The sequence below is a fragment of the Rhizobium sp. CG5 genome (genome assembly GCF_023701945.1).
Taxonomy (GTDB): domain Bacteria; phylum Pseudomonadota; class Alphaproteobacteria; order Rhizobiales; family Rhizobiaceae; genus Allorhizobium.
The window spans coordinates 139,120-164,355 of sequence record NZ_JABAEF010000004.1 but is presented as its reverse complement, the minus strand read 5'-3'; the positions used below and the strand labels follow the sequence as shown (position 1 = coordinate 164,355).

The following is a 25,236-nucleotide window of genomic DNA, read 5'->3' as shown; positions in this document are numbered from 1 at the left end:
AGCGACGACGGTCAGGAGACCTGGGTCAGGACCAGCCGGCCATGCGCCAATAGAGGTCGTTGGCGCGGTCGGCATCCGCATTTTCCTGGACTGCAACCTCGATCCTTGCCTCGTCATCGGCTGTTTCGCCGGAAGCGCTCAGAATCTCTTCCTCGTCGGCATCGCCACCCTCGTCGGACATGGTGCCATCGTCGGCCATCTGCTGGTCAGCGGCTTCCTCTTCGGCACTCTCGTCATCCTGATCGGACTTCTGCTTGGACCCGGTCGGCTCGGTGGGCTCTTCGAATTCCTGCATGGCCAGATAATTGACGATCGGCAAGGGAATGCCTTCGCGCGGCATGGCAGTGCGCAAGGCGGCCAGTTCCTCGTCGCGGGATGTCGGCTCAACGGACCCCTGGTGGTCCGCGTGCTCATCCTCGGCGGCAGCGGCCTCATCCTCCTCCGCCTCTACTGTTGCGTCGGAGGGCGCTGCGGTCTGGTTCGCGGGGCGGCTCTCGATGTTCTCTGGCCCATCGGCAGAGGGCATATCGGCCGACATGTCTGCGATTTCGGTAGCGGTCGACTGGGAAGGCTCGGTCTTTCTATCCACTGCTTCGGCATGCGAGGCAGCATGATCGCTGAGCGCCGCCTCGATCGCCGCTGCGGTGGAACTGATCACTTCCTTCCAGCCCTTGAGAACGAACATTGTCTGTACCGGATCCGAGGTGCGCGACGAGCGGTCGGCCCGTTCGGTCAGCGTGGCGGTGGCCCCCCGCTTTTCGGCCTCGGTCGCCGACACGTCGGTCTGGCGAGCCGTGGCCGCGCTGTCTTCCCCGCCATCTCCAGGCGCAGAGGATGGAAGCGCCGCTCCCCGAGCAGCCGCCATAGCGCCGTCCCCAGCCACACGGACCTGGTCTGGAGCAACGGAACGCGCTCCTGCCTCGAAGGTCTGGCGCAATCGCTCCTGCAGGGCACGGGCACCCTTTTCAAGCGGCAGCGGATCAGCACTCTTGCGGGCCACGGCATCGATAAGATCAGCTCCGGCTTCCATATTGGCGCCATGGGCCTGTTCAGGCGGACCGGGTAGCGCGGTATCCGGCGCCGTACCGTCGTCAGAGGACGCGGATATTGCGTCCGGCATCGCACGGAATGGCTTGGCGTCGTCTGCCCTATCCTGACCGCCGACAGCCTGCTCGACATTCGATCCGCCGGCGTTCGGCGCCAGGTCCAGCGCTTCGTCGGCTGCCGGCAGCCCATCGCCAGAGCGGGGCGCAGTGCTGGCGCGAACTTCCCAGGTTGACGCGGAGCCTGCGGACAGACCGGGCTGCTCGGACAGACTGGCCGACGTCATCTGAGCGGACGGCTGGGGTTGGGCAGGTTGGGGCCGGCTCGACGGCATCTGCTGGCCTGGTGCGACGGACTTCGGATCGCCGCCATTCTGCCGATAGGAGGTCACCACCGAGCGCGTGGCCAGGTCCCGTTCCTTGTGGCGGGCGATTTCGAGGTAGACGGCAAGCTTTGCCGCCTCGGGGCCGGCCGGATTGCGGAACGCGTCGGTCAGCAGGCGCAGTTTGACGCCGGTCATGGTCTGGGTCAGCAGACGCTCAAGGACGACCCGCTCCTGCGGCGTCAGCTTTGCCAAAGCCTCGACGAATCGCTGCGCAAAGGCGCCATTGGTCTCACCGCTTTTGCGGACCACCCCAATCGCCTGACCGACCATGTCGGCAAGGACGGCGACGTTCTCAGCCATCTGCTCGTGGCCGCTGAGCATTAGAATGTTGAGCCTTGCGGCGATTGCCGGATTGAGGTCCTGGCCGCTTCTGACAACCGGATTGACGGCAGGCACTTGCGCGTCGGCGCCTTTCGCCGGCAGGATATCGGACCGATGGTCCTGAAAGGCGATCGAGGTACTCGAGACTGTTTGAACCGGAGGCAGCATCGCGCACCCCTTTTCGTTGATGGCTAAACAGGCAGGGTCATGAAACAGGCCGCTCATGCGACTGGCGCGCTCCCTTCGGGAAATCTGCGCAAACGGCCGACAGACTGGTGTCGGCTTACCGATATCAAGCCCGATTATGAATCAAATGCGTTAACAAATCGCTAACCATAATCCCAAGGCTGCAGCTTGCCGGCCATGGAAGGCTCGCCTACATAGATCGATGTCTCCGTGAAGAATCACTCGAACTCAGCCGTCTGTATCGGTCCGGTGGATGCGCCCCATGAATATCCTGAATCCAATCTTGAATACGGACAGCTACAAGCTCGGGCATTTTCTGCAATATCCGCCGGGAACCGGCGCGATCAGCAGCTACATCACCACCCGCGGCGCTTCGCATAAACCAGAAGTGGTGTTTTTCGGCCTGCAGATGTTCCTGAAGGAATATCTTTCCCGCGCCGTCACCGCTGCCGATATCGATGAGGCCGAGGAGATTGCAACGCTGCATGGCCAGCCTTTCGATCGCGCCGGTTGGGAACATATCTTGACCGTCCATGGCGGCCTGCTGCCGCTGCGGATCGAAGCACTTGCCGAAGGCAGCATCATCAGGCGTGACCTGCCCATGGTTCAGGTGGTCAATACGGATCCACGGGTTGCATGGTTGACTTCCTATATGGAAACGGCGCTGCTGCGGGCCGTCTGGTATCCCTCGACCGTGGCCAGCATGGTGCGCCGCATTCGCGAGACGCTGGCGCCGTTCCTGGAGCGCAGCTGCGATCAGCCTGATCAGGTGATGCCGACCCGGCTTAGCGATTTCGGCGCACGCGGCACGACCAGCCTTGAGCAATCCGGCATTGGCGGCGCGGCGCATCTGCTGCAGTTCCGCAATACCGACACACTGCCGGCCGTTCTCTATGCCCGCAAATATTACGGCGCCAGGATGGCCGGACTGTCCGTGCCGGCGTCCGAGCACACCACAATGGTTGCCTGGGGACAGCCGGGCGAAGCAGAGGCCTATTCCAACATGGTGGGTCGGTTCGGACACTATCCGGCCTATTCGGTGGTGTCCGACAGCTACGATATCCAGAATGCGGTCTCAGAAATCTGGGGCAAGCAATTGCAGGCCAAGGTGCGAGCGGCGGGCGGCACGCTGATTGTCCGTCCCGACAGCGGCGATCCGATCGATACCTCGGTGCAGGTCGTCGCGCAGCTGGCATATGCATTCGGCACCCGGTTGAACGGCAAGGGCTACAAGGTGCTCGACGATGCCGTGCGGGTCCTGCAGGCGGATGGGCTCTCCCTCCAGGATATGACGATGATTCTCGGCCGGCTTGAAAGCATGGGTTTCTCGGCGGAGAACATCGCCTTTGGCATCGGCGCATCGCAGCTCCAAAAGGTCAGCCGCGACACGTACTCCTTCACGGTAAAATGCAGCGCCCGGCAGGATACGGACGGATCCTGGCACGACATGTCGCGCCGCCCGATCAATAGGCATGACAAACTGCCGCGACCCGGCCGCCAATCGGTGATTGTCGAGGATGGCGAGTTGCTGGCCATTCGCCGGGAGGAACTGGGCGGACGCCCGGATCAATTGGCGCCCGTCTGGGAAAACGGCAAGCTGCTCAAGGACTGGTCATTCGAAGAGATCCGCGAGCGGGCCCGCGGCTGAACAGGCCCAAGCGTCATGGCGACAGGCTGCGAAACATCCGGTAAAGGCCGTTATCATCGGAATTGACGGCAGAGATCTCGCCTTTGGCAGGCGTGGCGCGATCGTATTTGTCCGCAGGCATGGCATCGAGCCATGTGGCGGCGACGCGGCGAACGGATCCTGAGCCATCGCCGTGAGAGGCCGGATCCGGCTGTTCCCAGACAGCAGCACCGGTGCCGACCAGACCTGGCGCCTCCGGCAGAAACATGTCGAACAGATCGGCCTCGTCGCTTTGGCTGGAATCACGATTGGCGCGATTTCCAGTCGGAGATACGCCATTCATCGGCTTGGTCGCTGCATCCATCATGGTCGCATTCGGTCTGTCATCGACGGCACGCAGCAGAAAGCTCCGCCTTCCGTCGCCGGTTACATTTTGTCAAATGCTAATGTAACCGATAGCCGTTAATGAACCTTCACCGATTTACCGAGAATTCTACCGGCCCACCCCTTAGCTATGGGCAAAGATATCCGTCTCATCCCAGCCGAGCAGATCGAGCTTGGCCCGGGTCGGCAGGAATTGGAAGCAGGCATTGGCGTGCTCCAGGCGACCATCGCGGACAAGACGGTCGGTCAGCCGGTCGCGCAATGCATGCAGGTAAAGCACATCGGACGCCGCATATTCGAGTTGGGCCGGGGAAAGCTTTTCTGCCGCCCAGTCAGACGATTGCTGCGCCTTGGAGATATCCACCTCCAACATTTCCTTGAGGTTGTCCTTCAATCCATGGCGATCGGTATAGGTCCGGCAGAGGCGCGAAGCGATCTTGGTGCAGAATACAGGACCGCAGGTCACGCCGAAGGTATGGAACAGAACAGCAATGTCAAAACGGCCGAAATGGAAGATCTTCTGGCGTGCCGGATCGGCGAGCATGGCGACGAGATTGGGAGCCTGCTTCTGGCCGGCGGCAATGCGGATGACATCTGCCGTGCCGTCGCCGGGCGACAATTGTACCAGGCACAGGCGATCACGCCTCGGGACAAGACCCAGCGTCTCGGTATCGATGGCGATCGCGTCGGTGTAGCGCGCCGCATCAACCGCCGAGATATCCCCTTCGTGGTAGCGAATCTTAGAAGCCATCGTCGTCTCCTGGTCAGCACGTTGCCGATCTTGGGCGGGGCTATAGCCCAAAGCAGAACGTGGCGATACCGGTTTTGCGGTAAGGCGGCTCTGTTGGCCTGCCGCGCAACACAGCCAGCGGCCCGCGGCGAGCGGAAGCACGATCCGAGCTATGCGCAGAAACGCGCGTCAAATACGGTTAATGCCGCGAATTTGACCACTTTCGCGCTGGTCGCCCGATAGTCAAGCCATGTCCATTGGGCTTTCCGACGCCTTCATGCGGAGCCGATCCAAAGCTATGCATAAATTGCATTACTGCGTTGCAGCAATGATGCTGTTCATTTCAATCGATAAGGATATATTCATAATTATCGAAGCGGTGCACTCCTCCTCCCAGTACCGTTAGATGGGATCGGCATACTCCTCCTCCCAATTGCCGATCAAGTTTAAGAGCCTGGCGCACCTCCTCCCGCGCCGGGCTCTTTCCATTTTTGGCCTCCCCTTTTTGTCGCAGAGTTCCGTTTGTGGTGGCGACCGACCCGTAAGGTCCCTGCCGCTCCTGAGAGCGCCACGGGCTTGTCCGGCAAATCGGTCCTGCCCGGCCGATTTCTTGAGGCCGGTGCCGAATTGGCTATATAACTCTCCGCAAACACTGAGATTTTCATCGCTTCAAGGAGAACGTCGCCATGGCACCCAAATTCGGAACGAGCGGTTTACGCGGATTGTCCATAGAACTGGTCGGCAGCGTTTCCGCTCTTTACGCTACGGCCTTTGCCCATGTCCTGCTGTCGAAAGGCATGGCGAAACCGGGCAGTCCGGTTCTGGTCGGCCGGGATTTTCGCCCGTCCAGCCCGGAGATTTCGACGACCGCGATGGCCGCTTTGCGCCGGGCCGGGCTGGAGCCGATCGATTGCGGCGAGTTGCCGACGCCGGCGCTTGCCCTTTACGGCATGAAACTCAATGCCGGGTCGCTGATGATTACCGGGTCGCATATTCCAGCCGACCGCAACGGCATCAAGTTCTATCGGCCCGACGGGGAAATCGACAAGGATGACGAGACCGCGATCACCGGCAAGGCCACCGAGCTTGCCGGCGACCGCTCAGCCAATCTGGTGGAGGTCGGCAGCGGCCCGGACCATGCTGAGCGCGCGGCACAACTGTTCATGGAGCGCAACCAGCAGATCCTGCCGGCCGGCAGCCTCAGGGGCCTGAAGATCGGCGTCTATCAGCACAGCAGCGTGGCGCGCGACATGATGGTGACGCTGCTTGAGGGCTATGGCGCCGATGTAATGCCGCTCGGCCGTTCCGACATCTTCATCCCCGTCGATACCGAAGCGGTCTCCGAGGAGACATTGGAAAAACTCGCAGCCTGGGCGAGCGAGCACCAGCTGGATGCCATCGTCTCGACCGATGGCGATGCCGACCGGCCGCTGGTGGCCGACGAGCATGGATCGCCCTTGCGTGGCGACCTGCTCGGCCTCATTGCCGCGCGCTTCCTGAAGGCCGGTGTTCTGGTGACGCCGGTTACCTCCAATTCGGGGATCGAGGCGGCCTGCGGCGGCATTGTGAAGCGGACACGGGTCGGCTCTCCCTATGTGATCGCCGCGATGAACGAAGCGCTTGTCCAGGGCGAAACGGGCGTGATGGGCTTCGAAGCCAATGGCGGGTTGATGCTTGGCTCGGACTTTACGGTCGAGGGCCGAACCCTTGCCGCGCTGCCAACCCGCGACTGCATCCTGCCGCTGCTGGCGACGCTCTATGCTTCCGCCAGCGCCAAGGCGCCACTGTCAGGGGTTGCCGCGGGCTTTTCCCTGCCGATCGCGCTCAGCGACCGGATCGAGAACTATCCGCTGGACAAGAGCGGCGCGCTGATGGCCTTCCTGCGGGCAGCACCTGCCAACCTCGCCACCTTCCTGGCGCCGATCGGCACGGTCAAGTCGACCACCGATATCGACGGCCTGCGGGTCACGCTCGATGACGACAGCGTCATCCATTTCCGTCCCTCCGGCAATGCGCCGGAAATGCGCTGCTATGTCGAGGCCAGCTCTCACGATGCGGCCGATACCCTGATGGGCAAGGGGCTGGCACTGCTGGACGGCTGGCAGCCGGCCTGACCCGGTCCCATCTCTTCGACTGAACATACCCCTGAAACGAAAGAACCCGCCGGACGATCTGTCCGGCGGGTTCTCGATTCATGCCTTGCGGCGGTGAATTAGTCGTTGTTGCGGTTCTTCAGAGCCGCACCCAGGATGTCGCCGAGCGAAGCGCCGCTGTCGGACGAACCGAACTGAGCAACAGCTTCCTTCTCTTCGGCGATTTCCAGCGCCTTGATCGACAGCATGACCTTGCGATCCTTCTTGGAGAAGTTCAGCACGCGGGCATCAACGATCTGGCCAACCGAGAAACGCTCGGGGCGCTGCTCGTCACGGTCACGCGACAGGTCGTTGCGACGGATGAACGATGTGATGTCCTCGTGGTTGACGAGCTTCACTTCGATGCCACCGTCGTTGACGGCCAGAACTTCGCAGGAAACGACAGCGTTCTTGCGCAGGTCGCCGGACGACGCGGCTTCGCCGACGGCGTCCTTGCCGAGCTGCTTGATGCCGAGCGAGATGCGTTCCTTGTCGACGTCTACATCGAGAACGACGGCCTTGACCATGTCGCCCTTGTTGTATTCCTCGATGACCTGCTCGCCCGGACGGTTCCAGTCGAGGTCGGACAGGTGCACCATGCCGTCAACATCGCCGTCGAGGCCGATGAACAGGCCGAATTCGGTCTTGTTCTTGACTTCGCCTTCGACTTCAGTGCCAGCCGGATGACCGAAGGCAAATGCCTGCCACGGATTTTCGAGCGTCTGCTTGAGGCCGAGCGAAATACGACGCTTGGACGGATCGACTTCGAGAACGACGACGTCAACATCCTGCGTAGTGGACAGGATCTTGCCGGGATGCACGTTCTTCTTGGTCCAGGACATTTCCGAGATGTGGATCAGGCCTTCGATGCCCGGCTCCAGCTCGACGAATGCACCGTAGTCGGTGATGTTGGTCACGGTACCGGAGATCTTCTTGCCAACCGGGTACTTGGCAGCGATGCCATCCCACGGATCCGACTCGAGCTGCTTCATGCCGAGCGAGATGCGGTGGGTTTCCTGGTTGATGCGGATGATCTGAACCTTGACCTGCTGACCGATCGTCAGGATCTCGGACGGATGGTTGACGCGACGCCATGCCATGTCGGTGACATGCAGCAGGCCGTCGATGCCGCCGAGGTCAACGAACGCACCGTAATCGGTGATGTTCTTGACGACGCCGTCAACAACCTGGCCTTCTTCGAGGTTCTGGACGATTTCCGAACGCTGTTCAGCGCGGGATTCTTCAAGAACGGTACGACGCGAAACGACGATGTTGCCGCGACGCTTGTCCATCTTGAGGATTTCGAAGGGCTGCGGGTTGTGCATCAGCGGGGTCACGTCGCGGATCGGACGGATGTCGACCTGCGAACGCGGAAGGAAGGCAACGGCACCATCCAGATCGACGGTGAAACCACCCTTGACCTGGTTGAAGATGACGCCTTCGACGCGCTCGCCGGCTTCGAACTTGGCTTCGAGCTTGATCCAGCTTTCTTCGCGGCGAGCCTTTTCGCGCGACAGAACAGCTTCGCCGAGAGCATTTTCGATGCGCTCGACATAGACTTCGACTTCGTCGCCGACCTTCAGCGAACCGTCCTTGGCACGGGCGCCGAATTCCTTCAGCGCGATGCGGCCTTCGACCTTGAGGCCGACGTCAACGATTGCGACGTCCTTTTCGATGGCCGTTACGATGCCCTTGGCAACATAGCCTTCGGCCAGGTCGTTGGTGGCAAAGGATTCTTCGAGGAGGGCCGCAAAGTCCTCCCGGGTTGGGGTAGCTACTGACATTAAGACTCCTAATCGCGTCCCATGGAACGCGGGTCTGCGCCGGTGGTTCGAGTTGCACAGGCCATACACTCATCCGCCTCTTTGATCCAAGAGACTATCCGGCGCGGGGATGATTGTGTCGGCGATTTTATCGAAACAGAAAGCCGGCGAACCGGCATCCTGTCCTTCATTCTTTTTTCAAGGCAGCATCGATGATATCGCGCGCTGCCCGAAACGCCGCCTCTATACTCATTTCCGACGTGTCAAGCAAGTGCGCATCGTCCGCAGGTTTCAAAGGGCTGTCGTCGCGGCCCATATCGCGCTCGTCGCGCTTCTTCACGTCGGCAAAGATCGCATCATACTCGGCCGATGCGCCGCCTGCGACGATCTCCTCGTACCGCCGCCTGGCGCGCACCTCGGTGGAGGCCGTCACATAGAATTTCACCGGGGCCTTGGGGCAGACCACCGTGCCGATGTCGCGCCCGTCCAGCACCGTTCCGGGCGCGCGTTTCGAAAAGGATCGCTGCGCCTCGACCAGCGCGCGGCGAACCGCCGGCATCACGGCGATTTTCGAGGCTGCCTCGCCGATCTCGTGTTTCGACAGGACCGTGCGGTCGAGCCCGGCCAGTTCGACCTCGCTTGCAACCTTCTGTGCAACGTCCTCGTCGTCCAGCGGCAGACCGGCGTCGATCAGCGCCTTGGCCGCGGCGCGATAGGTCAGTCCGGTATCCAGGTGGTGAAAGCCGTAATGCTCGGCGATCAACCGAGAAAGGGTTCCCTTGCCGGCCGCGGCTGGCCCGTCAATGGCGATGATCATCAATTGTCCTGCCGTCTCTTCAACTTCATGCTGCGGCACTGTTAGCGGAAAACAACACAGGCTGCAAAGTGCCGCCAGGCCGACATCCTTCGGCAGGCGGGCCGGTTCCGTCCGCAATGGGCCGGCGGAAGCGGCGATTCGATCCGCTGGACACGCCTCCAATCGTGCAGGCGGCAGGGCCTCTTTGCAAGTTTGCCTTTGACAGGAGAGATGGCAACGATTAAGGGGACCGGCTATCCATTCAACCGGCCTGTGCCGGATCAACGGCAAATCCCGATATTACTCGGCACTTCAAGAGGCTTTGACTGTGGCAAAAGCAGGACTTGGAACCAAACGTACCTGCCCGGATACGGGCAAGAAATTCTACGATCTGAACAAGGATCCGATCGTCTCTCCCTATACCAACAAATCTTGGCCGCTCTCCTATTTCGAGGAGTCCTCCGTGGCTGCGATCATGGAAAAGGCTGAGGAAGAAGATGTAGCGGAAGTCGATACCGAAAACACGGAAGTCGAACTCGTCTCGCTCGAAGATGCGGATGACAACGGCGGTGCTGACGATATTCCGGATATCGGCGACGACGATGTCGAGATCGACGATGAAGAAGACGACACCTTCCTCGAAGCCGACGAAGACGATGAGGACGACGACATGTCGGGCATCATCGGCGTGACCGGCGACGACGACGACGTTTAAGCGACCATTGCGGCCCGGAGAGCGAAAAGTTTTCCGGGCCTGCACTTTTCGGCTTGTAATCTTCTAAACAGGGAAGTAATAAGCCGCCACCCGACGAGCTGAAACGCTCCGACGGCTTCCCGGAACCGGCACTGCCGGACCCATGGTTTGGGGCTATAGCTCAGCTGGGAGAGCGCTTGCATGGCATGCAAGAGGTCAGCGGTTCGATCCCGCTTAGCTCCACCAAAACTCTTTTCCTTTGAACCCATTGAGATAAATTGCCGGCTGTCTGGCTGTTCAGTCTTGTGTCCTTGGTGATGGCGGGCGATCTACAGCGATGCGGCGATTCGCTGTCGCGACCTGGAGATCGACCAGCCTATGTTCACCCTGTCCAAACTGTTCTGGATCGTCGCGCAGCCGTTGTCGCTGGCCTTCTTTGCCATCGTGATCAGCTTCGTTGCCACCCTGCTCGGCTGGCGCCGAATCGGGTTGGTGTTCTCCAGCCTTGGCGCCGCCGTTCTGTTCGTCACGCTCTTCACCACCGCTGGTTCGTTCTTTCTGCAGGTGCTGGAGGAGCGGTTTCCCAGGCCGCAGGCCGATCCCTCGTCGGTTTCCTGCCTGATCGTGCTCGGCGGCGCCTTCGAAACCGAGGTGACGACGGCACGCGGCGGCATCGAGCTGAACCAGTCCGCCGACCGGTTCGTCGAGGCTCTCAGGCTGGCGCGGGCATTTCCCGACGCGCAGATCCTGGTATCGGGCGGCGACGGCTCGTTGAGCGGCACCTATGAGGGCGATGCGGCGGCCTCGCAGCGGTTCTTTTCAACCTTCGGCATTCCGGTCGAGCGCCTGGTGCGCGAGACGACCTCCCGCACGACGTTCGAGAATGTGCAGAACAGCAAGAGCCTGCTGGAGAGTGCCGGTCTCGACAATTGCCTGCTGATCACCTCGGCCTTCCATATGCCGCGATCCGTGGGGCTGATGCGCAAGGCCGGCATTGCCGTCGTTCCCTGGCCGACGGATTACCGCACCAGCGGCGAAGTTCGCCTCGGGCTTGATTTCACCCAGCCGACGCTGAACGCCCAGCAGACGGCGACAGCGGTGCGCGAATGGATAGGCCTGGCATCCTACTTTGCAAGCGGACGCACAAGCGCGCTCTTTCCAGCGCCGTAACGGGCAGCCGGTCAGATCAGAGCTATTTCCTTGAGATGGTCGTGAACTTGGCGCCACGCACCCGCACGGTCATTTCGCAGGGAGCCTCGTCGGTACGATCACAGAAACGCGGGTGCATCTTCAAAACGAACACCATGTTGCCGAAACGCTGGATGAAATCGTAGCTGTAGATCTGCGCGGTGGCGATCATGAAATAGCCGCCTTCCTTGACCTGCAGGTAAAAATTGTGCGGACAGCCATCCTCGGTGCAATCGGGACCGCGCTTGCCGTCGCAGGCCAGGGCGCCTTCGTTGACCACTGCGTCGATGATGCCATCATTGTTGATGTCGAGGCGATTGACGAACTCCGCGTCGAATTCGACGGCTTTGCAGCGCTCGCGAAAATGATCCTTCTCGTAGATTTCCGGGTCGCTCAGCAATTGCTGCTGGGCAAGCGCCATGGGCGCTGCGAGCAAAAGCAGGATATTGCACACCAGGACGAGCACGGTTCTCAAGACATAAATCTCCATCAGCCGGCGTGTGAAACACCGGTTGTCGGAGCATAGCGCAACCGTGTTGCGCGTCCCTTAACGACATCTGGACGTTTGGTGCAATCGCCGTCTATTCGACGGCGGGCCTCAGGCGGATGACCACGTCGACATGGGAGATGACCATGCCTTCGGGTGGTTCCGGCAGATTGCCGATCTCGATATTGCTGACCGGAATGTCGAGCACCTCGTTGCGACCTTCGACAAAGAAATGGTGATGGTCGGAAACATTGGTGTCGAAATAGGTCCGGGCGCTTTCCACGGCGAGAACCCGGATCAGGCCGGCCTCGGTGAACTGGTGCAGCGTGTTGTACACAGTCGCAAGCGATACCGGTACACGAGCTGCGACAGCTTCCTCGTGAAGCTCCTCGACCGTCAGATGGCGATCTCCCTTGGCGAAGAGCAGGGCTGCAAGCGCGATACGTTGTCGCGTCGGGCGCAGGCCGAACCTGCGCAATTTCGCTTCCGTATCCCTGTTGGCTTCAGCCATCATCGTGACGACCTCCGGTTCGCCTTCTGGAAATTCCATATCATTGTTCAGCCATATATCTTTTAAGCGCCTGGCTTTCAATAGTATCCACAGAACCATCGGTCACAAAGGGCCTGAAGATGCTGATTTTCGTGCATTTACCTCTGGTCGTTGCGGATCGGTTCCTGTATGCGACGGCGACCAACAGCAGACAAAGCTGGCAGGAAACGTGCGCCCGCAAGTTAGGGGTCTTATATGGGCTTCATTTTATCCCTATCTTGCTCTAAATCTCCGGCGACTGAAAAAGCCTGAAGGGGGGAAGAAGAATTACAATGGAAACGCGACAGTCCAGTTACAACTACGATGAAATCCTCACCTGCGGCCGCGGCGAGATGTTCGGGCCGGGCAATGCGCAATTGCCGCTGCCGCCCATGCTGATGTTCAACCGCATCACGGAAATTTCCGAGACCGGCGGCCCGAACGATAAGGGTTTCGTGCGCGCCGAATTCGACATCACGCCCGATCTGTGGTTCTTTCCCTGCCATTTCCAGGGTGATCCCGTCATGCCGGGTTGCCTGGGGCTGGATGCGATGTGGCAGTTGACCGGATTTTTCCTCGGCTGGCTGGGCGAGCCCGGCAAGGGCCGGGCGATCTCCACCGGCGAAGTCAAATTCACCGGCATGGTGACCCCCGAGACGAAGCTCGTGGAATACGGAATCGATTTCAAACGGGTGATGCGCGGCCGTCTCGTGCTGGGGATCGCCGATGGATGGATGAAGGCCGATGGCGAAGTCATCTACAAGGCGACGGATCTGAAGGTCGGCCTTTTCCAGCAAAAGGCGGCCTGAGAGGCCGTGCCCCTATTCAAAGCTAAAAAAGGTCTGATCATATGAGACGGGTAGTTGTTACGGGTCTGGGCATCGTGTCCTCCATCGGAAGCGATGCGGCCGAGGTCACCTCCTCGCTGCGCGATGCGAAGTCCGGAATTTCCTTCTCCCCCGATTTCGCCGAATATGGCTTTCGTTGCCAGGTCTGGGGCAAGCCAACGCTTGATCCCACCGACCTGGTCGATCGCCGTGCCATGCGCTTCCTGTCGCAGGGCGGGGCGTGGAACCATGTGGCGATGAAGCAGGCGATCGCCGATTCGGGCCTTGAAGACAAGGACATCGGCGAGAACGAGCGCACCGGCATCATCATGGGCTCCGGCGGCCCCTCGACCCGCACACTGATCGAGGCCGCCGATATCACCCGCAAGAACATGAGCCCGAAGCGCATCGGTCCGTTCGCCGTGCCGAAGGCGATGTCTTCGACGGCGTCGGCGACCCTTGCGACCTGGTTCAAGATCCACGGCGTCAACTATTCGATCTCGTCGGCCTGCTCGACCTCGGCCCATTGCATCGGCAATGCGGCGGAGATGATCCAGTGGGGCAAGCAGGACGTGATGTTTGCCGGCGGCCATGAGGATCTCGACTGGACCATGTCGAACCTGTTCGACGCCATGGGCGCCATGTCCTCGAAGTTCAACGACACGCCGGAGACCGCCTCGCGCGCCTACGATGCGAGCCGCGACGGTTTCGTGATTGCGGGCGGTGCCGGCGTTCTGGTTCTCGAAGAACTGGAGCATGCCAAGGCACGCGGCGCCAAGATCTATGCCGAAATCACCGGCTATGGCGCCACTTCGGATGGCTACGACATGGTTGCTCCGTCCGGCGAAGGCGCCATCCGCTGCATGCGACAGGCCCTGTCGACCGTTCGCGGCGAGGTCGACTATATCAACACGCACGGCACCTCGACGCCGGTTGGCGACAGCAAGGAAATCGGTGCCATCCGCGAGGTGTTCGGCGCCAAGATCCCGCCGATCCAGTCGACGAAGTCGCTGACCGGCCATTCGCTCGGCGCTGCCGGTGTCCAGGAATCGATCTACGCTCTGCTGATGATGCAGGAACGCTTTATCGGCGAGAGCGCGCATATCACCGAACTCGATCCCGAATTCGCTGGCGTCCCGATCGTGCGCAGCCGCATCGACAATGCCAAGATGGATACCGTGCTCTCCAATTCCTTCGGCTTTGGCGGAACGAACGCGACCCTGGTGTTCCAGCGCCACAATGGTTGAGGTCATCGGGGGTCATCACATGGGCGGTATCATGCAGGGCAAGCGCGGCCTGATCATGGGCGTTGCCAACAGTCATTCGATCGCCTGGGGCATTGCCAAGGCCCTGGCCGGCGCCGGTGCTGAGCTTGCCTTCACCTACCAGGGCGAAGCGCTGGGCAAGCGCGTCAAGCCGCTGGCCGCCGAAGTCGGATCGGATATCGTGCTGGCCTGCGACGTCGAGGACATTGCCTCGGTCGACGCAACCGTGGAGGCCCTGAAGGACCGCTGGGGCGGATTGGACTTCATCGTTCACGCCATCGGCTTTTCCGACAAGAACGAGCTGAAGGGCCTCTATGCCGACACCACGCGGGACAATTTCACCCGTACCATGGTGATCTCCTGCTTCTCCTTCACCGAGATCGCCAAGCGGGCAGCATCGCTGATGAACGACGGCGGCTCCATGCTGACGCTGACCTATGGCGGTTCCATGCGCATCATGCCGAACTACAATGTCATGGGCGTGGCCAAGGCGGCGCTGGAGGCGTCGGTGCGTTATCTGGCCTCCGACTACGGCCCGCGCGGCATTCGGGTGAATGCGATCTCGGCCGGTCCGATCCGCACATTGGCCGGCGCCGGCATCTCGGATGCCAGGGCCATGCTGTCGTGGCAGCAGAAAAACTCGCCGCTGCGGCGCACGGTGTCGATCGAGGATGTCGGCAATTCTGCCCTCTATCTTCTCTCCGACATGTCGCGCGGCGTGACCGGCGAGATCCATTATGTGGATTCCGGCTACAACATCACCTCGATGCCGGTGCTCGACGTGCTGGCCAAAGCCGATTCGGAATAAAGAAAGGCCTGGCGCGACGATCATGTCGCGCCAGGCATAAACTCGGAGTGGTCCGCCAACCGGGGGTCGAGACCCCGCTTACTCCGGTTTAAGGATTGCTCCGATATCAAGGATTCCGTAGAGCATCGCGAGACTGACCGCGTGCAGCCTGTTGTTGGCGCCAAGCTTTTCTTCGGCACGCAACAGGATGACCTCGGCATGGGGTACAGGAACGCCCAGCGCCGCAGCAATATCCAGCAAACCCTTGCCATTGGCCGTCATGCTCAAACATATCGTCTCGGACACATCGAGCGTTGGCGGACTGGCGCCCGCCGCCGCTTTTCTAAATCTGCTCTGCATGTAAACTCTCAAATCGTTCGGGAAGCATAATCCCCTGAATGCAGGGGGCATCGGCCGGTCGCACGCGAACAGTGCCGGACCGCTTCCGTCAACAGGTGGCGGACGTATACGACGCATCCTGTGAAAGGTATTTTACGGGCGGCGCCAATTAGTTTACCGACAGCTCATAATTGCCGCCGCGCCATCCGATTCAATTGTGTGATGAAACCTATTCATTGGCAATTCGAAAGGTGTTGTCAAGCCATGGAGATCGCCCGTCGGGATAGACCCGGACCGCGACGGCCGGCGATCACCTCAATCAGGCGCTCCTGCGATCACGCAGATTGCGCGGCGTATCGCCGAACCAGCGCGTCACAGAGCGGGTAAAGGCGCTCGGCGCCGAATAACCCAGGCGATAGCAAATCTCCGATATGGACAGATCGCTTTCGGTCAGGAGACTGAGGCTCAAATCACGCCGGACATCGTCGCGAAGCGTGTTCAGGCTGGTGTCGTGTTCGGCCAGACGTCGCTGGAAGGTGCGCTCCGAGACACCGAAATACGGCGCGATCTCGGCCAATGCGAAATTTGGCTCGGCAATCCGCAGGGTGAGATATCGACGAACCTGATCGACGAAATCCACGTCCGGTGAGGCCGTGGAGGGCCGCATCGTGCGGCATTGCATGTCCATCAGGTCAAACAGCCTGGCATCGCCCTTCGGATTGGCCAATTCCAACAAAAACGCCGGGACGCGGATCGAATTCATCCTGCAGCCGAATGCGACCCGTCTGGAGAGCAGATCCCGGAAGACCACCGGCTGCCGGGGCTTTGGCCGTTCCAGTTCGATCTCGATCTGATCCGCCTGCGGACCGACGATGTCCCGGAGCCGCTGCACCACCAGCGCAACCGACATATCCACATACTGGTCGCGCTTGACGATGATCGGCGCAAATGTCCAGGTCAGCCTGGCACCGCGGGCATCGACCTCATGGCTGAAGTAGCTGGTATAGGTGGCATACTGGACGTGCGCCTCCAGAAACTGCAGGAAGTCGCGGACGGTCGGGGCCGCCATCAGGCCGTAGCCGAACGGGCCGGTCGAACCGGCGACAAAGCGCCCGGCACATTTCAGGCCGAAGGCGTCGTCATTGGACAGCAGCGCACAGGCCTCCAGCAGCCTGCACAGTCGGTCAATGCTGATGCGGCCGGTGAGGGACTGGAAAATTCCAGGATCGATCCCCAGCGACTTGCAGATCGGCTCAATATCAATGCCGTAGGTCATCGCATGCTGCGCAACAGCCGATGCAATTCCCGCGACAGTGGTGAGTTCGTCAGTTACACTCTTATTAGACATTGATCACATGGCGCCTAATGTAAATTAACTGTCGCCAGAAGATAAGCCTGCCCAAGGCCAATGTCGAGTGAGTTGCGTCACATGCCAGGTCATACGCGCAAAGATCCAGCCTGCCGGGGCAGATATCCCGGCAGGCTGGCTATAGCGGTCTTTTGCATCCAAGAATTACGAAGGACGTGTGATTACTTCTTGGCCCACAGCACCTTGAAACGGGAATTCCGGCACGTTTCGCCATGGGTCTTGAAGTGGGCGCCGAGCGCTGGCTCATAGGACAGGCCGCGATTGGCCACCATAAGCAGTTCGCCGCCACTGCGAATAGCATCGGCTGCCGCCTTGATCATCGCTTCGCCAAGGCCGGGCTCCGTGGCATGGCCTTCGTGAAAGGGCGGGTTCATGATCACCAGATCGTATTTTTCCTTGGCCGGCTCCTGGGCCAGATCCTGCCAGAAGAAGCGTGCCGTCAGATCTGGGCAATTGCGGGCAAGGTTCTTTTTCGCGGATTCCAGGGCCTCGAAATCGGCTTCGAACAGATCGATGCGGTTCACGCGCGGCGCCTTTTCTGCCAGCATGACCGAGAGATAACCCCAGCCGGCGCCGAAATCGGCGGCATTGCCGTTGAAATCGGCCGGCAGGCGCGAGGCCAGCAGCTCCGAGCCCGGATCGACATGATTGTGAGAAAACTGACCCGGCGCCGTCTCGAAGCGGGCGTCGATCACCACGCGCTGGGCTTCCAGCTTGGCAACCAGAGCCTCGATATCGTCGGGGCGGCGGAACCATAGGGCGACGCCGTGATATTTCGGCATGGATTCTGTCTCCAGACCGAGCTTTCCAAGCGCCTTGCGCAGCGACTGGATGCCGTCTTCCTTGCCGCCGGCGATCACCACCAGGCCGCCGGCCTTGACGCGCTTCAGGGCTTCGGCGACGCGGTTCTCGTTGACGCCGCGATGCTTGCCGCAGAGGATCAGGGCGCCGTCGAAATCGTCGCCCTCGACCACCGATTGAGGCTCTAGACCGGCCGCTTGCAGGCGGCGGTATTCCGGGCGAAAGCCCTGGACCGGCACCAGCGAGGCCGCGAACTCTTCCGGACGCGCCGATCCCGCTTCAGCTCCCAGAAACAGATAACGCTCGCCGGCTTCGGTGGCGGGCACCGTTGCGGATGCGAAGGGATGAAAGAGGGTCTTCAGGGTGTCGCGGCTCATGGGCCTCAGCCTTTCCAAGGGGAACAAAAAAGGCGCGGAAAACCATCCGCGCCTCTATATCAGACGGGGAAGCGCTTATTCAGCGGCTTCGCCACCTTCGCTCTTCTTCTCGACGATTTCCTTGCCGGTCGCCTGGTCGACGGCCTTCATGGAGAGGCGAACCTTGCCGCGTTCGTCAAAGCCCATCAGCTTGACCCAGACCTTGTCGCCTTCCTTGACGACGTCCGAGGTCTTGGCAACACGCTCGGAAGCAAGCTGCGAGATGTGCACGAGACCGTCACGCGAACCGAAGAAGTTGACGAAGGCGCCGAAATCGGCGGTCTTCACAACGGTACCTTCGTAGACGACGCCGATTTCCGGCTCAGCAACGATCGAATGGATCCACTTGCGGGCCGCTTCGATTTCCTTGCCGGAGGACGAGGCGATCTTGACGGTACCATCGTCTTCGATGTTGATCTTGGCGCCGGTCTTTTCAACGATTTCGCGGATGACCTTGCCGCCCGAACCGATGACTTCACGGATCTTGTCGACCGGGATGTTCATCACTTCGATGCGCGGTGCGAATTCGCCGAGCTGCGAGCGGCCCTCGGTGATGGCATTGGCCATCTCGCCGAGGATGTGCTTGCGGCCGCCCTGAGCCTGCTCCAGAGCAACCTTCATGATCTCTTCGGTGATACCAGCGATCTTGATGTCCATCTGCAGCGAGGTGATGCCGTCGGCAGTACCTGCAACCTTGAAGTCCATGTCGCCGAGATGGTCTTCGTCGCCAAGGATGTCGGAGAGAACGGCGAATCGTTCACCTTCGAGGATCAGGCCCATGGCGATACCGGCCACCGGCTTTGCCAGCGGTACGCCGGCATCCATCAGAGCAAGCGAAGTGCCGCAGACCGTTGCCATCGAGGACGAGCCGTTCGACTCGGTGATCTCGGAGACGACGCGCAGCGTGTAGGGGAACTGGTCAGCCGACGGCAGCATCGGACGGATGGCGCGCCAAGCGAGCTTGCCATGGCCGATTTCGCGACGGCCCGGGGAGCCCATGCGACCGGTTTCGCCAACCGAGTAGGGAGGGAAGTTGTAATGCAGAAGGAAGCGCTCCTTGTACATGCCGGTCAGGCTGTCGACATACTGCTCGTCTTCGCCGGTGCCGAGCGTGGCGACAACGATCGCCTGGGTCTCGCCGCGGGTGAAGAGGGCCGAACCGTGGGTGCGCGGCAGGATGCCGACTTCCGAGACGATCGGGCGAACGGTCGACAGGTCGCGACCGTCGATACGGCTCTTGGTGTCGAGGATGTTCCAGCGGACGATCTTGGCCTGCAGGTGCTTGAAGACGGCGCCGATGACTTCGGCTGTGTACTTCGGCTCAACACCTTCCGGGAGGAAATGGGCCTTCACCTTCGCCTTGACGGCGTCGACGGCTGCGTAACGTTCAGCCTTCTGGGTGTTCTTGTAGGCGACGCGCAGTTCAGCTTCGGCGATCGACAGCATTTCGGCTTCGAGCGCGGAGTGATCGTCCGGCGTGAAATCGCGCGGTTCCTTGGCGGCCACTTCGGCGAGCTTGATGATCGCGTCGATGACCGGCTGGAAGCCCTTGTGGCCGAACATCACGGCGCCGAGCATGACGTCTTCGTTCAGTTCCTTGGCTTCGGATTCGACCATCAGGACGGCGTCCTGGGTGCCGGCAACGACGAGGTCGAGAGTTGACTCGTCCATCTCGTCGAGATGCGGGTTCAAAACGTATTCGCCGTTGATGTAGCCAACGCGGGCACCACCGACCGGGCCCATGAAGGGAACGCCGGAGAGCGTGAGGGCTGCGGACGCTGCGACCATCGACAGGACGTCCGGATCGTTTTCAAGGTCGTGCTGGACGACGGTGACGACGACCTGCGTCTCGTTCTTGTAGCCGTCCGGGAAGAGCGGGCGGATCGGCCGGTCGATCAGGCGGGAAACCAGCGTTTCCTTTTCCGACGGGCGACCTTCGCGCTTGAAATAGCCACCCGGGATCTTGCCGGCGGCATAGGTCTTTTCCTGGTAGTTGACGGTCAGTGGGAAGAAATCCTGGCCCGGCTTGGCCGACTTGGCCGAAACGACGGTGGCCAGAACAACGGTTTCGCCGTAGGTGGCGAGAACGGCGCCGTCAGCCTGACGGGCGATCTTGCCGGTTTCAAGCTTAAGCGGGCGGCCTGCCCACTCGATTTCAACGCTATGGGTATCAAACATATATCTTGTCCTTCGTCGGCGGCCTGCAGGCGCTATCCCTTGTGCAGGGAGCTTCCCATCGGCTGCGACATTGCTGACGCATCACGGGCAAGACAGCGGGAGGCTTTGTTGAGGTGGCTCTCGGCGTCCGTTCTGGCGCCGCGGCAACGATCTTTCGCAAACCAAGCGGCCATCCGGCCATCCTTGTGTCTGCGCGCCAAATCTCTTCGGCTAAAGCATCCGGCAATCCTGCCCCATGACAGGTCATCGGTTGTCTTTGGCAGCTCCGGCCCATCCGGTCTGCCTTTCCTTAAATTCTCTAGGGCTCTTGTGCCCTGGCAGTCTATCCGGGATCAGCGACCCCGAAAGCAAACCGGCGGACTTTCCGAAACGAAAAGCCCGCCGAATTTCTATTAGCGGCGGATGCCGAGGCTGGTGATCAGCTTGGTGTAACGATCGACATTCTTCTTCTTGACGTAGTCGAGAAGCGAACGACGGGTCGAAACCATCGTCAAGAGTCCACGGCGGGAATGGGTATCCTTCTTGTGGCCCTTGAAATGTTCGGTCAGGTTGTTGATCCGCTCGGTCAGGATTGCGACCTGAACTTCCGGCGAACCGGTGTCGCCTTCAACCGTTGCGTATTCCTTGATCAGCGCAGCCTTGCGCTCTGCAGTAATCGACATCGGGTAACCTTTCTGTAAACAGGAAAAACAAGTCGCCATATGCCGGGATGTCGTCCAGCATCGGCCGTGAAAGCAAACGGAAAACCGCTATGCTGGCGAGCCTATAGCTTATCCGGCCTTGAATTGGAAGAGCCGAATGGAATCCGGTCCGGATCAGTTAAAGACACGCTTCGGACGAAACTCGCCAGCCGCGATCTCGCCGATCGCCACCAGCTTGCCGCCTGCGGTGGCAAAGGCATCTTCTTCTGCAACCGGCGCATCGCGGCCGCGCAGCAGGATCGGATTGCCCATGCGCAGGCGATGAGCCTGGTCATCGCTGATCTTGATCTGCGGCAGAGCCGACAGAGCCTCCCCTGTATCGACCAGGAAGGCATCCAGAGCCGCCAGGCGTTCGTCCCGGTTTTCGATGGCTTCCAGCGCCACCAGATCGGCCAGCGGCACCATGGCGTCTTCCGGGAAGGGCGCCACATAGGTGCGCCGCAGCGACGACACATGGCCGAAGCAGCCAAGGTCGCGGCCGAAATCCCGGGCCAGCGAGCGCACATAGGTGCCCTTGCCGCATTCGACCTCGAAGCAGGCGGTGTCGGCGGTCGGGCAGCCGAGCAGGGTCAGCCGGAAAATCTCGACCTCGCGGGACGGGATATCGACGATCTCGCCCTCGCGCGCCAGGTCATAGGCACGCTCACCGGCAATCTTGATGGCGGAGAACTGCGGCGGCACCTGGTTGATGACGCCGGTATAGTTCGGCAGCAATGCCTGGATCGCCTCCTGGCTCGGACGGGTCGGCGAGGTCTGCGTCGCTTCGCCTTCCAGGTCGTCGGTGGCGCGTTCTTCGCCCCAGGTCACGGTGAATTCGTAGATCTTGCGACCATCCATGACATAGGGAACGGTCTTGGTGGCATCGCCCAGCGCGATCGGCAGCATGCCGGAGGCCAGCGGATCGAGCGTACCTGCATGGCCGGCCTTCTGGGCATTCAGCAGCCACTTGATCTTGGAGACGGCCTCGGTCGAGCCGAAATCCACCGGCTTGTCGAGGATCAGCCAGCCGGAAATGGCGCGGCCCTTGGGTTTTCTCGGTTTGGACATAATGGTCTATTCTTGCTTGTCGTCTTCAACCGGCCCGAGATCGCGGGCCACTTCGGGTGACCGCAGAAGCGCATCGATTTTCTGGTAGTTGTCGAAACTGGTGTCGTCGCGGAAGCGCACTTCCGGCATGTATTTCATCTGCCGCAACTGCGGCCCGATACGGCCGCGGATATAGCGGGCGTTGCGGTTCAGCGCTTCGATGATGTCTGTATGGTCGCTGACGCCGAGCGGCGCCACATAGGCGGTGGCGACTTTCAAGTCGGTCGACATGCGCACTTCGGAAATCGAGATCACCGTCTTCTCGATCAACTCGTCGCGCACTTCGCCGCGCTGCAGGACCTGGGTGATCGCAGCACGCACCTGTTCGCCAACGCGCAGCATGCGCTGGTTCGGCGCAGAGGATGATGGTTTGGTCATGGTCGTTCAGCCTTAAAAAAAGCGAGCGCCGGATATCCGGCGCCCGCAGCAATTTCGATGCGAAGAAACGCCAGCCTTAGAGCGTACGCGTGATGTGTTCGACGCGGAAGCACTCGATCGTGTCGCCGGCGCGGATGTCTTCGTAGTTCTCGAAGGCCATACCGCATTCCTGACCCATCGGCACTTCGGCCACTTCGTCCTTGAAGCGCTTGAGTGTCTTGAGCTTGCCTTCGTGAATGACGACATTGTCGCGCACCAGGCGGACGCCGGCACCCCGTTCGACCTTGCCTTCGATGACGCGGCAACCCGCGACCTTGCCGGTCTTGGTAATGTTGAACACTTCCAGGATTTCGGCATTGCCGAGGAAGGTTTCGCGACGCTCCGGAGAGAGCAGACCCGACATGGCCGCCTTCACGTCATCCACCAGATCGTAGATGATGTTGTAGTAGCGGATCTCGGTGCCGGCCCGTTCGGCCGCCGTGCGTGCCTGGGAATTGGCACGAACGTTGAAGCCGATGATGGCAGCGTCCGATGCTTCGGCAAGCGCGATATCGGACTCGGTGATACCACCGGCACCCGAATGCACGATGCGGGCGCGCACTTCGTCGGTGCCGAGCTTGTCGAGAGCACCGATGATGGCTTCGATCGAGCCCTGCACGTCGCCCTTGATGACCAGCGGGAATTCCTTGAACCCGGTATTCTGCAGCTGGGTCATCATCTGTTCCAGCGAACCGCGCTGACCGGACTGACGGGCAGCAGCCTTGTCGCGGGCCAGACGCTGGCGATATTCGGAAATCTCGCGCGCACGGGCTTCGTTTTCGACGACGGCAAACCGGTCACCGGCAGCCGGCGTGCCCGACAGGCCGAGGATCTCGACCGGCATTGCAGGCCCTGCTTCCTTGACATGGGCGCCCTGGTCATTGACCAGCGCGCGAACACGGCCCCACTGGTCGCCGGCGACGATGATCTGGCCCGGGCGAAGCGTGCCCTTCTGGACGAGAACCGTTGCCACCGAACCGCGACCGCGGTCGAGCTGGGCTTCGATGACGATGCCTTCGGCCGTCCGGCTCGGATCGGCCTTCAGGTCGAGGATTTCGGCCTGCAGAAGGACTGCTTCCAGGAGCTTGTCGAGGTTCAGCTTGTTCTTGGCCGAGACTTCGACGTCGAGCACTTCACCGCCCATAGATTCCACGAAGACTTCATGCTGCAGCAGCTGCTGGCGCACCTTGTCCGGATTGGCTTCATGCTTGTCGATCTTGTTGATCGCCACGATGATCGGCACGCCGGCCGCCTTGGCATGATTGATCGATTCGATCGTCTGCGGCATGACCGCGTCGTCGGCGGCCACCACCAGGATGGCGATGTCGGTGGCCTGCGCACCACGGGCACGCATGGCCGTGAAGGCGGCGTGGCCGGGGGTGTCGATGAAGGTGATCTTGTGACCGTTCTGCTCGACCTGGTAGGCGCCGATATGCTGGGTGATGCCACCAGCTTCGCCTGAGACGACGCTGGTCTTGCGGATGGCGTCGAGCAGCGAGGTCTTGCCGTGGTCGACGTGACCCATGATGGTGACCACAGGCGGACGCGATACCATTTCGCCCGCATCGTCGGCCACATTGAAGATACCTTCTTCCACGTCGGACTCGGAGACACGCTTGACGGTATGGCCGAATTCGCCGGCAATGATTTCCGCAAGGTCGGCGTCGATGACGTCACCCGGCTTCATCATCTGGCCTTCCTTCATCAGGTACTTGATGACATCGACAGCCCGTTCGGACATACGCTGCGACAGTTCCTGAATGGTGATGGTTTCCGGCAGGACCACTTCGCGCATGACCTTTTCGCGGGTTTCCTGCATCTGACTGCGGCGGAATTTTTCCTGACGGCGACGCATGGCCGACAGCGAACGGCCACGGGCATTGCCGTCGTCGTCGACATTGGCGGTGCTGATGGTCAGCTTGCCGCGACGACGTTCCTCTTCGGTCTTCGGACGGGCCGGAGCCTTGGCAGGCTCGGGACGGACAACCTTGCCACGGGCAGGCGCACCGCGGGGTGCATTGCGCGCTTCCTCTTCTTCGGCCGCCGTCTTGCGACCGCGCACGAAGCCGGGAGCCGCCGGCGTGCCGAGCTTGGCAGTGGTCGGCGCAGCGGCAGCCGCAGCCGGGGCTGCGGCAGTGACGATTTCGGCAGGCTCCGGCTCGGGTTCTGCAACCGGCTCGACAGGCGCTGGTTCGGCCGCCTTGCGGATCGCTTCTTCCTCGGCAAGCCGCTGACGCTCGGCGTCTTCGACCTTGCGCCGCGCATCGTCGATGACGCGCTGCTTGGCTTCCTCGATGTCGCGAGCCTGGGCTTCCTGCAGCGCCCTGCGGCGTGCTTCCATTTCACCGGCAGACAGATCGTGCAGGACGGCGCCACGGGGACGCTCCTGGCGAACCGGCTGCTGGGGCTGCGGCGGACGCTGCGTATGCTGATTGTGGGTCGTCTGCTGGACGCGCGGCGGTGGCGGCGCGGCCGGACGCGGCGGCTGCGGTTGTGGGGCAGCCGCGACCGGAGCGACCGGCTCAGGCGCACGAACGGGTGTGATGGGTGGTTTCTCGTCCTGCGGACGCGTCGGGCGCCGCTTGACTGTCTCGACGACGACCGACTTCGTGCGGCCGCGCCCCATGTCCTGGCGTACGGTGCCCTGGCTCATCCCTGATGGCTTCAGAGTGAGCGTCTTCTTCACGCCGATGGTCTTATCGTCTTTGTTGTCGGTCATTCCGTTCCCGTTCCTTCGAGCGGGGCCAGATGACATCCATCAGACCACGCCGTTCAATTCCTGTT

At 61.1% G+C, this 25,236-nt stretch carries 22 protein-coding genes and 1 tRNA gene; 8 read left to right on the top strand and 15 right to left on the bottom strand.

Annotation, left to right across the window (positions count from 1 at the left end):
* Positions 1-25: 25 nt before the first annotated feature.
* Complete coding sequence (locus tag HGO38_RS08780) at positions 26-1,918, bottom strand: hypothetical protein (protein ID WP_250955510.1); 1,893 nt, start codon at positions 1,916-1,918, stop codon at positions 26-28.
* Between the two features lie 280 nt (positions 1,919-2,198).
* Here HGO38_RS08780 and HGO38_RS08775 point away from each other — a divergent pair, with 280 nt between their 5' ends.
* Positions 2,199-3,584, top strand: a complete 1,386-nt coding sequence (locus HGO38_RS08775) for a nicotinate phosphoribosyltransferase (RefSeq protein ID WP_250955509.1) — start codon at positions 2,199-2,201, stop codon at positions 3,582-3,584.
* Between the two features lie 13 nt (positions 3,585-3,597).
* On the opposite strand, the gene HGO38_RS08770 is transcribed toward HGO38_RS08775, so the two are convergent.
* Both HGO38_RS08770 and HGO38_RS08765 read right to left on the bottom strand, forming a co-directional pair.
* Entirely contained in the window at positions 3,598-3,930 is a 333-nt protein-coding gene (locus tag HGO38_RS08770; RefSeq protein ID WP_250955508.1) for a hypothetical protein, read from the bottom strand.
* Between the two features lie 141 nt (positions 3,931-4,071).
* Positions 4,072-4,698, bottom strand: coding sequence for a ribonuclease D (locus HGO38_RS08765; protein ID WP_250955507.1), 627 nt, complete (start codon positions 4,696-4,698; stop codon positions 4,072-4,074).
* Positions 4,699-5,363: 665 nt separating this feature from the next.
* Here HGO38_RS08765 and HGO38_RS08760 point away from each other — a divergent pair.
* Entirely contained in the window at positions 5,364-6,791 is a 1,428-nt protein-coding gene (locus HGO38_RS08760; RefSeq protein ID WP_250955506.1) for a phosphomannomutase, read from the top strand.
* A gap of 98 nt (positions 6,792-6,889) precedes the next feature.
* On the opposite strand, the gene rpsA is transcribed toward HGO38_RS08760, so the two are convergent.
* Together rpsA and cmk are read right to left on the bottom strand one after the other, a co-directional pair.
* Complete coding sequence (gene rpsA, locus HGO38_RS08755) at positions 6,890-8,593, bottom strand: 30S ribosomal protein S1 (protein WP_250955505.1); 1,704 nt, start codon at positions 8,591-8,593, stop codon at positions 6,890-6,892.
* A gap of 166 nt (positions 8,594-8,759) precedes the next feature.
* Positions 8,760-9,389, bottom strand: coding sequence for a (d)CMP kinase (cmk, locus tag HGO38_RS08750; protein WP_250955504.1), 630 nt, complete (start codon positions 9,387-9,389; stop codon positions 8,760-8,762).
* Between the two features lie 307 nt (positions 9,390-9,696).
* Here cmk and HGO38_RS08745 point away from each other — a divergent pair, with 307 nt between their 5' ends.
* The 3 genes from HGO38_RS08745 to HGO38_RS08735 all read left to right on the top strand — a co-directional run bounded on the left by HGO38_RS08745 (position 9,697) and on the right by HGO38_RS08735 (position 11,232).
* Complete coding sequence (locus HGO38_RS08745; RefSeq protein ID WP_250955503.1) at positions 9,697-10,083, top strand: TIGR02300 family protein; 387 nt, start codon at positions 9,697-9,699, stop codon at positions 10,081-10,083.
* 149 nt (positions 10,084-10,232) lie between these two features.
* A tRNA-Ala gene (locus HGO38_RS08740) sits at positions 10,233-10,308 on the top strand.
* A 132-nt stretch (positions 10,309-10,440) separates the two neighbouring features.
* Positions 10,441-11,232, top strand: a complete 792-nt coding sequence (locus HGO38_RS08735; protein ID WP_250955502.1) for a YdcF family protein — start codon at positions 10,441-10,443, stop codon at positions 11,230-11,232.
* A 22-nt stretch (positions 11,233-11,254) separates the two neighbouring features.
* Here HGO38_RS08735 and HGO38_RS08730 read toward each other — a convergent pair whose 3' ends face one another.
* Positions 11,255-11,740 carry a hypothetical protein gene (locus tag HGO38_RS08730; protein WP_502941520.1) on the bottom strand — a complete coding sequence of 162 codons (486 nt, stop codon included), beginning with the start codon at positions 11,738-11,740 and terminating at the stop codon, positions 11,255-11,257.
* A 91-nt stretch (positions 11,741-11,831) separates the two neighbouring features.
* On the bottom strand, positions 11,832-12,251 hold the full coding sequence (gene irrA / locus HGO38_RS08725; RefSeq protein WP_250955678.1) for an iron response transcriptional regulator IrrA: 420 nt from the start codon (positions 12,249-12,251) through the stop codon (positions 11,832-11,834).
* Positions 12,252-12,559: 308 nt separating this feature from the next.
* Here irrA and fabA point away from each other — a divergent pair, with 308 nt between their 5' ends.
* Genes fabA through fabI form a run of 3 tightly spaced genes read left to right on the top strand, consistent with a single transcriptional unit; the run spans position 12,560 to position 15,166 of the window.
* Entirely contained in the window at positions 12,560-13,075 is a 516-nt protein-coding gene (gene fabA, locus HGO38_RS08720) for a 3-hydroxyacyl-[acyl-carrier-protein] dehydratase FabA (protein WP_168473604.1), read from the top strand.
* A gap of 41 nt (positions 13,076-13,116) precedes the next feature.
* Positions 13,117-14,340, top strand: coding sequence for a beta-ketoacyl-ACP synthase I (gene fabB / locus HGO38_RS08715; protein WP_250955500.1), 1,224 nt, complete (start codon positions 13,117-13,119; stop codon positions 14,338-14,340).
* A 19-nt stretch (positions 14,341-14,359) separates the two neighbouring features.
* Complete coding sequence (fabI, locus tag HGO38_RS08710) at positions 14,360-15,166, top strand: enoyl-ACP reductase FabI (RefSeq protein ID WP_250955499.1); 807 nt, start codon at positions 14,360-14,362, stop codon at positions 15,164-15,166.
* Between the two features lie 78 nt (positions 15,167-15,244).
* On the opposite strand, the gene HGO38_RS08705 is transcribed toward fabI, so the two are convergent.
* The 8 genes from HGO38_RS08705 to infB all read right to left on the bottom strand — a co-directional run bounded on the left by HGO38_RS08705 (position 15,245) and on the right by infB (position 25,171).
* A complete protein-coding gene (locus HGO38_RS08705) occupies positions 15,245-15,505 on the bottom strand; it encodes a helix-turn-helix domain-containing protein (protein ID WP_250955498.1) in 261 nt (86 codons plus the stop codon).
* Positions 15,506-15,803: 298 nt separating this feature from the next.
* Entirely contained in the window at positions 15,804-16,832 is a 1,029-nt protein-coding gene (locus HGO38_RS08700; RefSeq protein WP_250955497.1) for an AraC family transcriptional regulator, read from the bottom strand.
* A 182-nt stretch (positions 16,833-17,014) separates the two neighbouring features.
* Complete coding sequence (locus HGO38_RS08695; RefSeq protein ID WP_250955496.1) at positions 17,015-18,031, bottom strand: class I SAM-dependent methyltransferase; 1,017 nt, start codon at positions 18,029-18,031, stop codon at positions 17,015-17,017.
* A gap of 75 nt (positions 18,032-18,106) precedes the next feature.
* Positions 18,107-20,248, bottom strand: coding sequence for a polyribonucleotide nucleotidyltransferase (gene pnp / locus HGO38_RS08690; protein ID WP_250955495.1), 2,142 nt, complete (start codon positions 20,246-20,248; stop codon positions 18,107-18,109).
* 392 nt (positions 20,249-20,640) lie between these two features.
* Positions 20,641-20,910 (bottom strand): 30S ribosomal protein S15, encoded by a 270-nt coding sequence (rpsO, locus tag HGO38_RS08685; RefSeq protein ID WP_250955494.1) that lies wholly within the window; start codon positions 20,908-20,910, stop codon positions 20,641-20,643.
* Between the two features lie 153 nt (positions 20,911-21,063).
* Positions 21,064-21,996: a tRNA pseudouridine(55) synthase TruB gene (gene truB, locus HGO38_RS08680; protein WP_250955493.1), complete on the bottom strand. Its 933-nt coding sequence runs from the start codon at positions 21,994-21,996 to the stop codon at positions 21,064-21,066.
* A gap of 6 nt (positions 21,997-22,002) precedes the next feature.
* Positions 22,003-22,413, bottom strand: coding sequence for a 30S ribosome-binding factor RbfA (rbfA, locus tag HGO38_RS08675; RefSeq protein WP_250955492.1), 411 nt, complete (start codon positions 22,411-22,413; stop codon positions 22,003-22,005).
* A gap of 76 nt (positions 22,414-22,489) precedes the next feature.
* Positions 22,490-25,171: a translation initiation factor IF-2 gene (gene infB, locus HGO38_RS08670; RefSeq protein WP_250955491.1), complete on the bottom strand. Its 2,682-nt coding sequence runs from the start codon at positions 25,169-25,171 to the stop codon at positions 22,490-22,492.
* Between the last annotated feature and the right edge of the window lie 65 nt (positions 25,172-25,236).

Excerpts from the sequence above, each read along its gene's own strand:
- HGO38_RS08780 (WP_250955510.1), bottom strand. The coding sequence starts at position 1,918 with ATGCTGCCTCCGGTTCAAACAGTCTCGAGTACCTCGATCGCCTTTCAG.
- HGO38_RS08775 (WP_250955509.1), top strand. The coding sequence starts at position 2,199 with ATGAATATCCTGAATCCAATCTTGAATACGGACAGCTACAAGCTCGGG.
- HGO38_RS08770 (WP_250955508.1), bottom strand. The coding sequence starts at position 3,930 with ATGATGGATGCAGCGACCAAGCCGATGAATGGCGTATCTCCGACTGGA.
- HGO38_RS08765 (WP_250955507.1), bottom strand. The coding sequence starts at position 4,698 with ATGGCTTCTAAGATTCGCTACCACGAAGGGGATATCTCGGCGGTTGAT.
- HGO38_RS08760 (WP_250955506.1), top strand. The coding sequence starts at position 5,364 with ATGGCACCCAAATTCGGAACGAGCGGTTTACGCGGATTGTCCATAGAA.
- rpsA (WP_250955505.1), bottom strand. The coding sequence starts at position 8,593 with ATGTCAGTAGCTACCCCAACCCGGGAGGACTTTGCGGCCCTCCTCGAA.
- cmk (WP_250955504.1), bottom strand. The coding sequence starts at position 9,389 with ATGATCATCGCCATTGACGGGCCAGCCGCGGCCGGCAAGGGAACCCTT.
- HGO38_RS08735 (WP_250955502.1), top strand. The coding sequence starts at position 10,441 with ATGTTCACCCTGTCCAAACTGTTCTGGATCGTCGCGCAGCCGTTGTCG.
- HGO38_RS08730 (WP_502941520.1), bottom strand. The coding sequence starts at position 11,740 with ATGGAGATTTATGTCTTGAGAACCGTGCTCGTCCTGGTGTGCAATATC.
- irrA (WP_250955678.1), bottom strand. The coding sequence starts at position 12,251 with ATGATGGCTGAAGCCAACAGGGATACGGAAGCGAAATTGCGCAGGTTC.
- fabA (WP_168473604.1), top strand. The coding sequence starts at position 12,560 with ATGGAAACGCGACAGTCCAGTTACAACTACGATGAAATCCTCACCTGC.
- fabB (WP_250955500.1), top strand. The coding sequence starts at position 13,117 with ATGAGACGGGTAGTTGTTACGGGTCTGGGCATCGTGTCCTCCATCGGA.
- fabI (WP_250955499.1), top strand. The coding sequence starts at position 14,360 with ATGGGCGGTATCATGCAGGGCAAGCGCGGCCTGATCATGGGCGTTGCC.
- HGO38_RS08705 (WP_250955498.1), bottom strand. The coding sequence starts at position 15,505 with ATGCAGAGCAGATTTAGAAAAGCGGCGGCGGGCGCCAGTCCGCCAACG.
- HGO38_RS08700 (WP_250955497.1), bottom strand. The coding sequence starts at position 16,832 with ATGTCTAATAAGAGTGTAACTGACGAACTCACCACTGTCGCGGGAATT.
- HGO38_RS08695 (WP_250955496.1), bottom strand. The coding sequence starts at position 18,031 with ATGAGCCGCGACACCCTGAAGACCCTCTTTCATCCCTTCGCATCCGCA.
- pnp (WP_250955495.1), bottom strand. The coding sequence starts at position 20,248 with ATGTTTGATACCCATAGCGTTGAAATCGAGTGGGCAGGCCGCCCGCTT.
- rpsO (WP_250955494.1), bottom strand. The coding sequence starts at position 20,910 with ATGTCGATTACTGCAGAGCGCAAGGCTGCGCTGATCAAGGAATACGCA.
- truB (WP_250955493.1), bottom strand. The coding sequence starts at position 21,996 with ATGTCCAAACCGAGAAAACCCAAGGGCCGCGCCATTTCCGGCTGGCTG.
- rbfA (WP_250955492.1), bottom strand. The coding sequence starts at position 22,413 with ATGACCAAACCATCATCCTCTGCGCCGAACCAGCGCATGCTGCGCGTT.
- infB (WP_250955491.1), bottom strand. The coding sequence starts at position 25,171 with ATGACCGACAACAAAGACGATAAGACCATCGGCGTGAAGAAGACGCTC.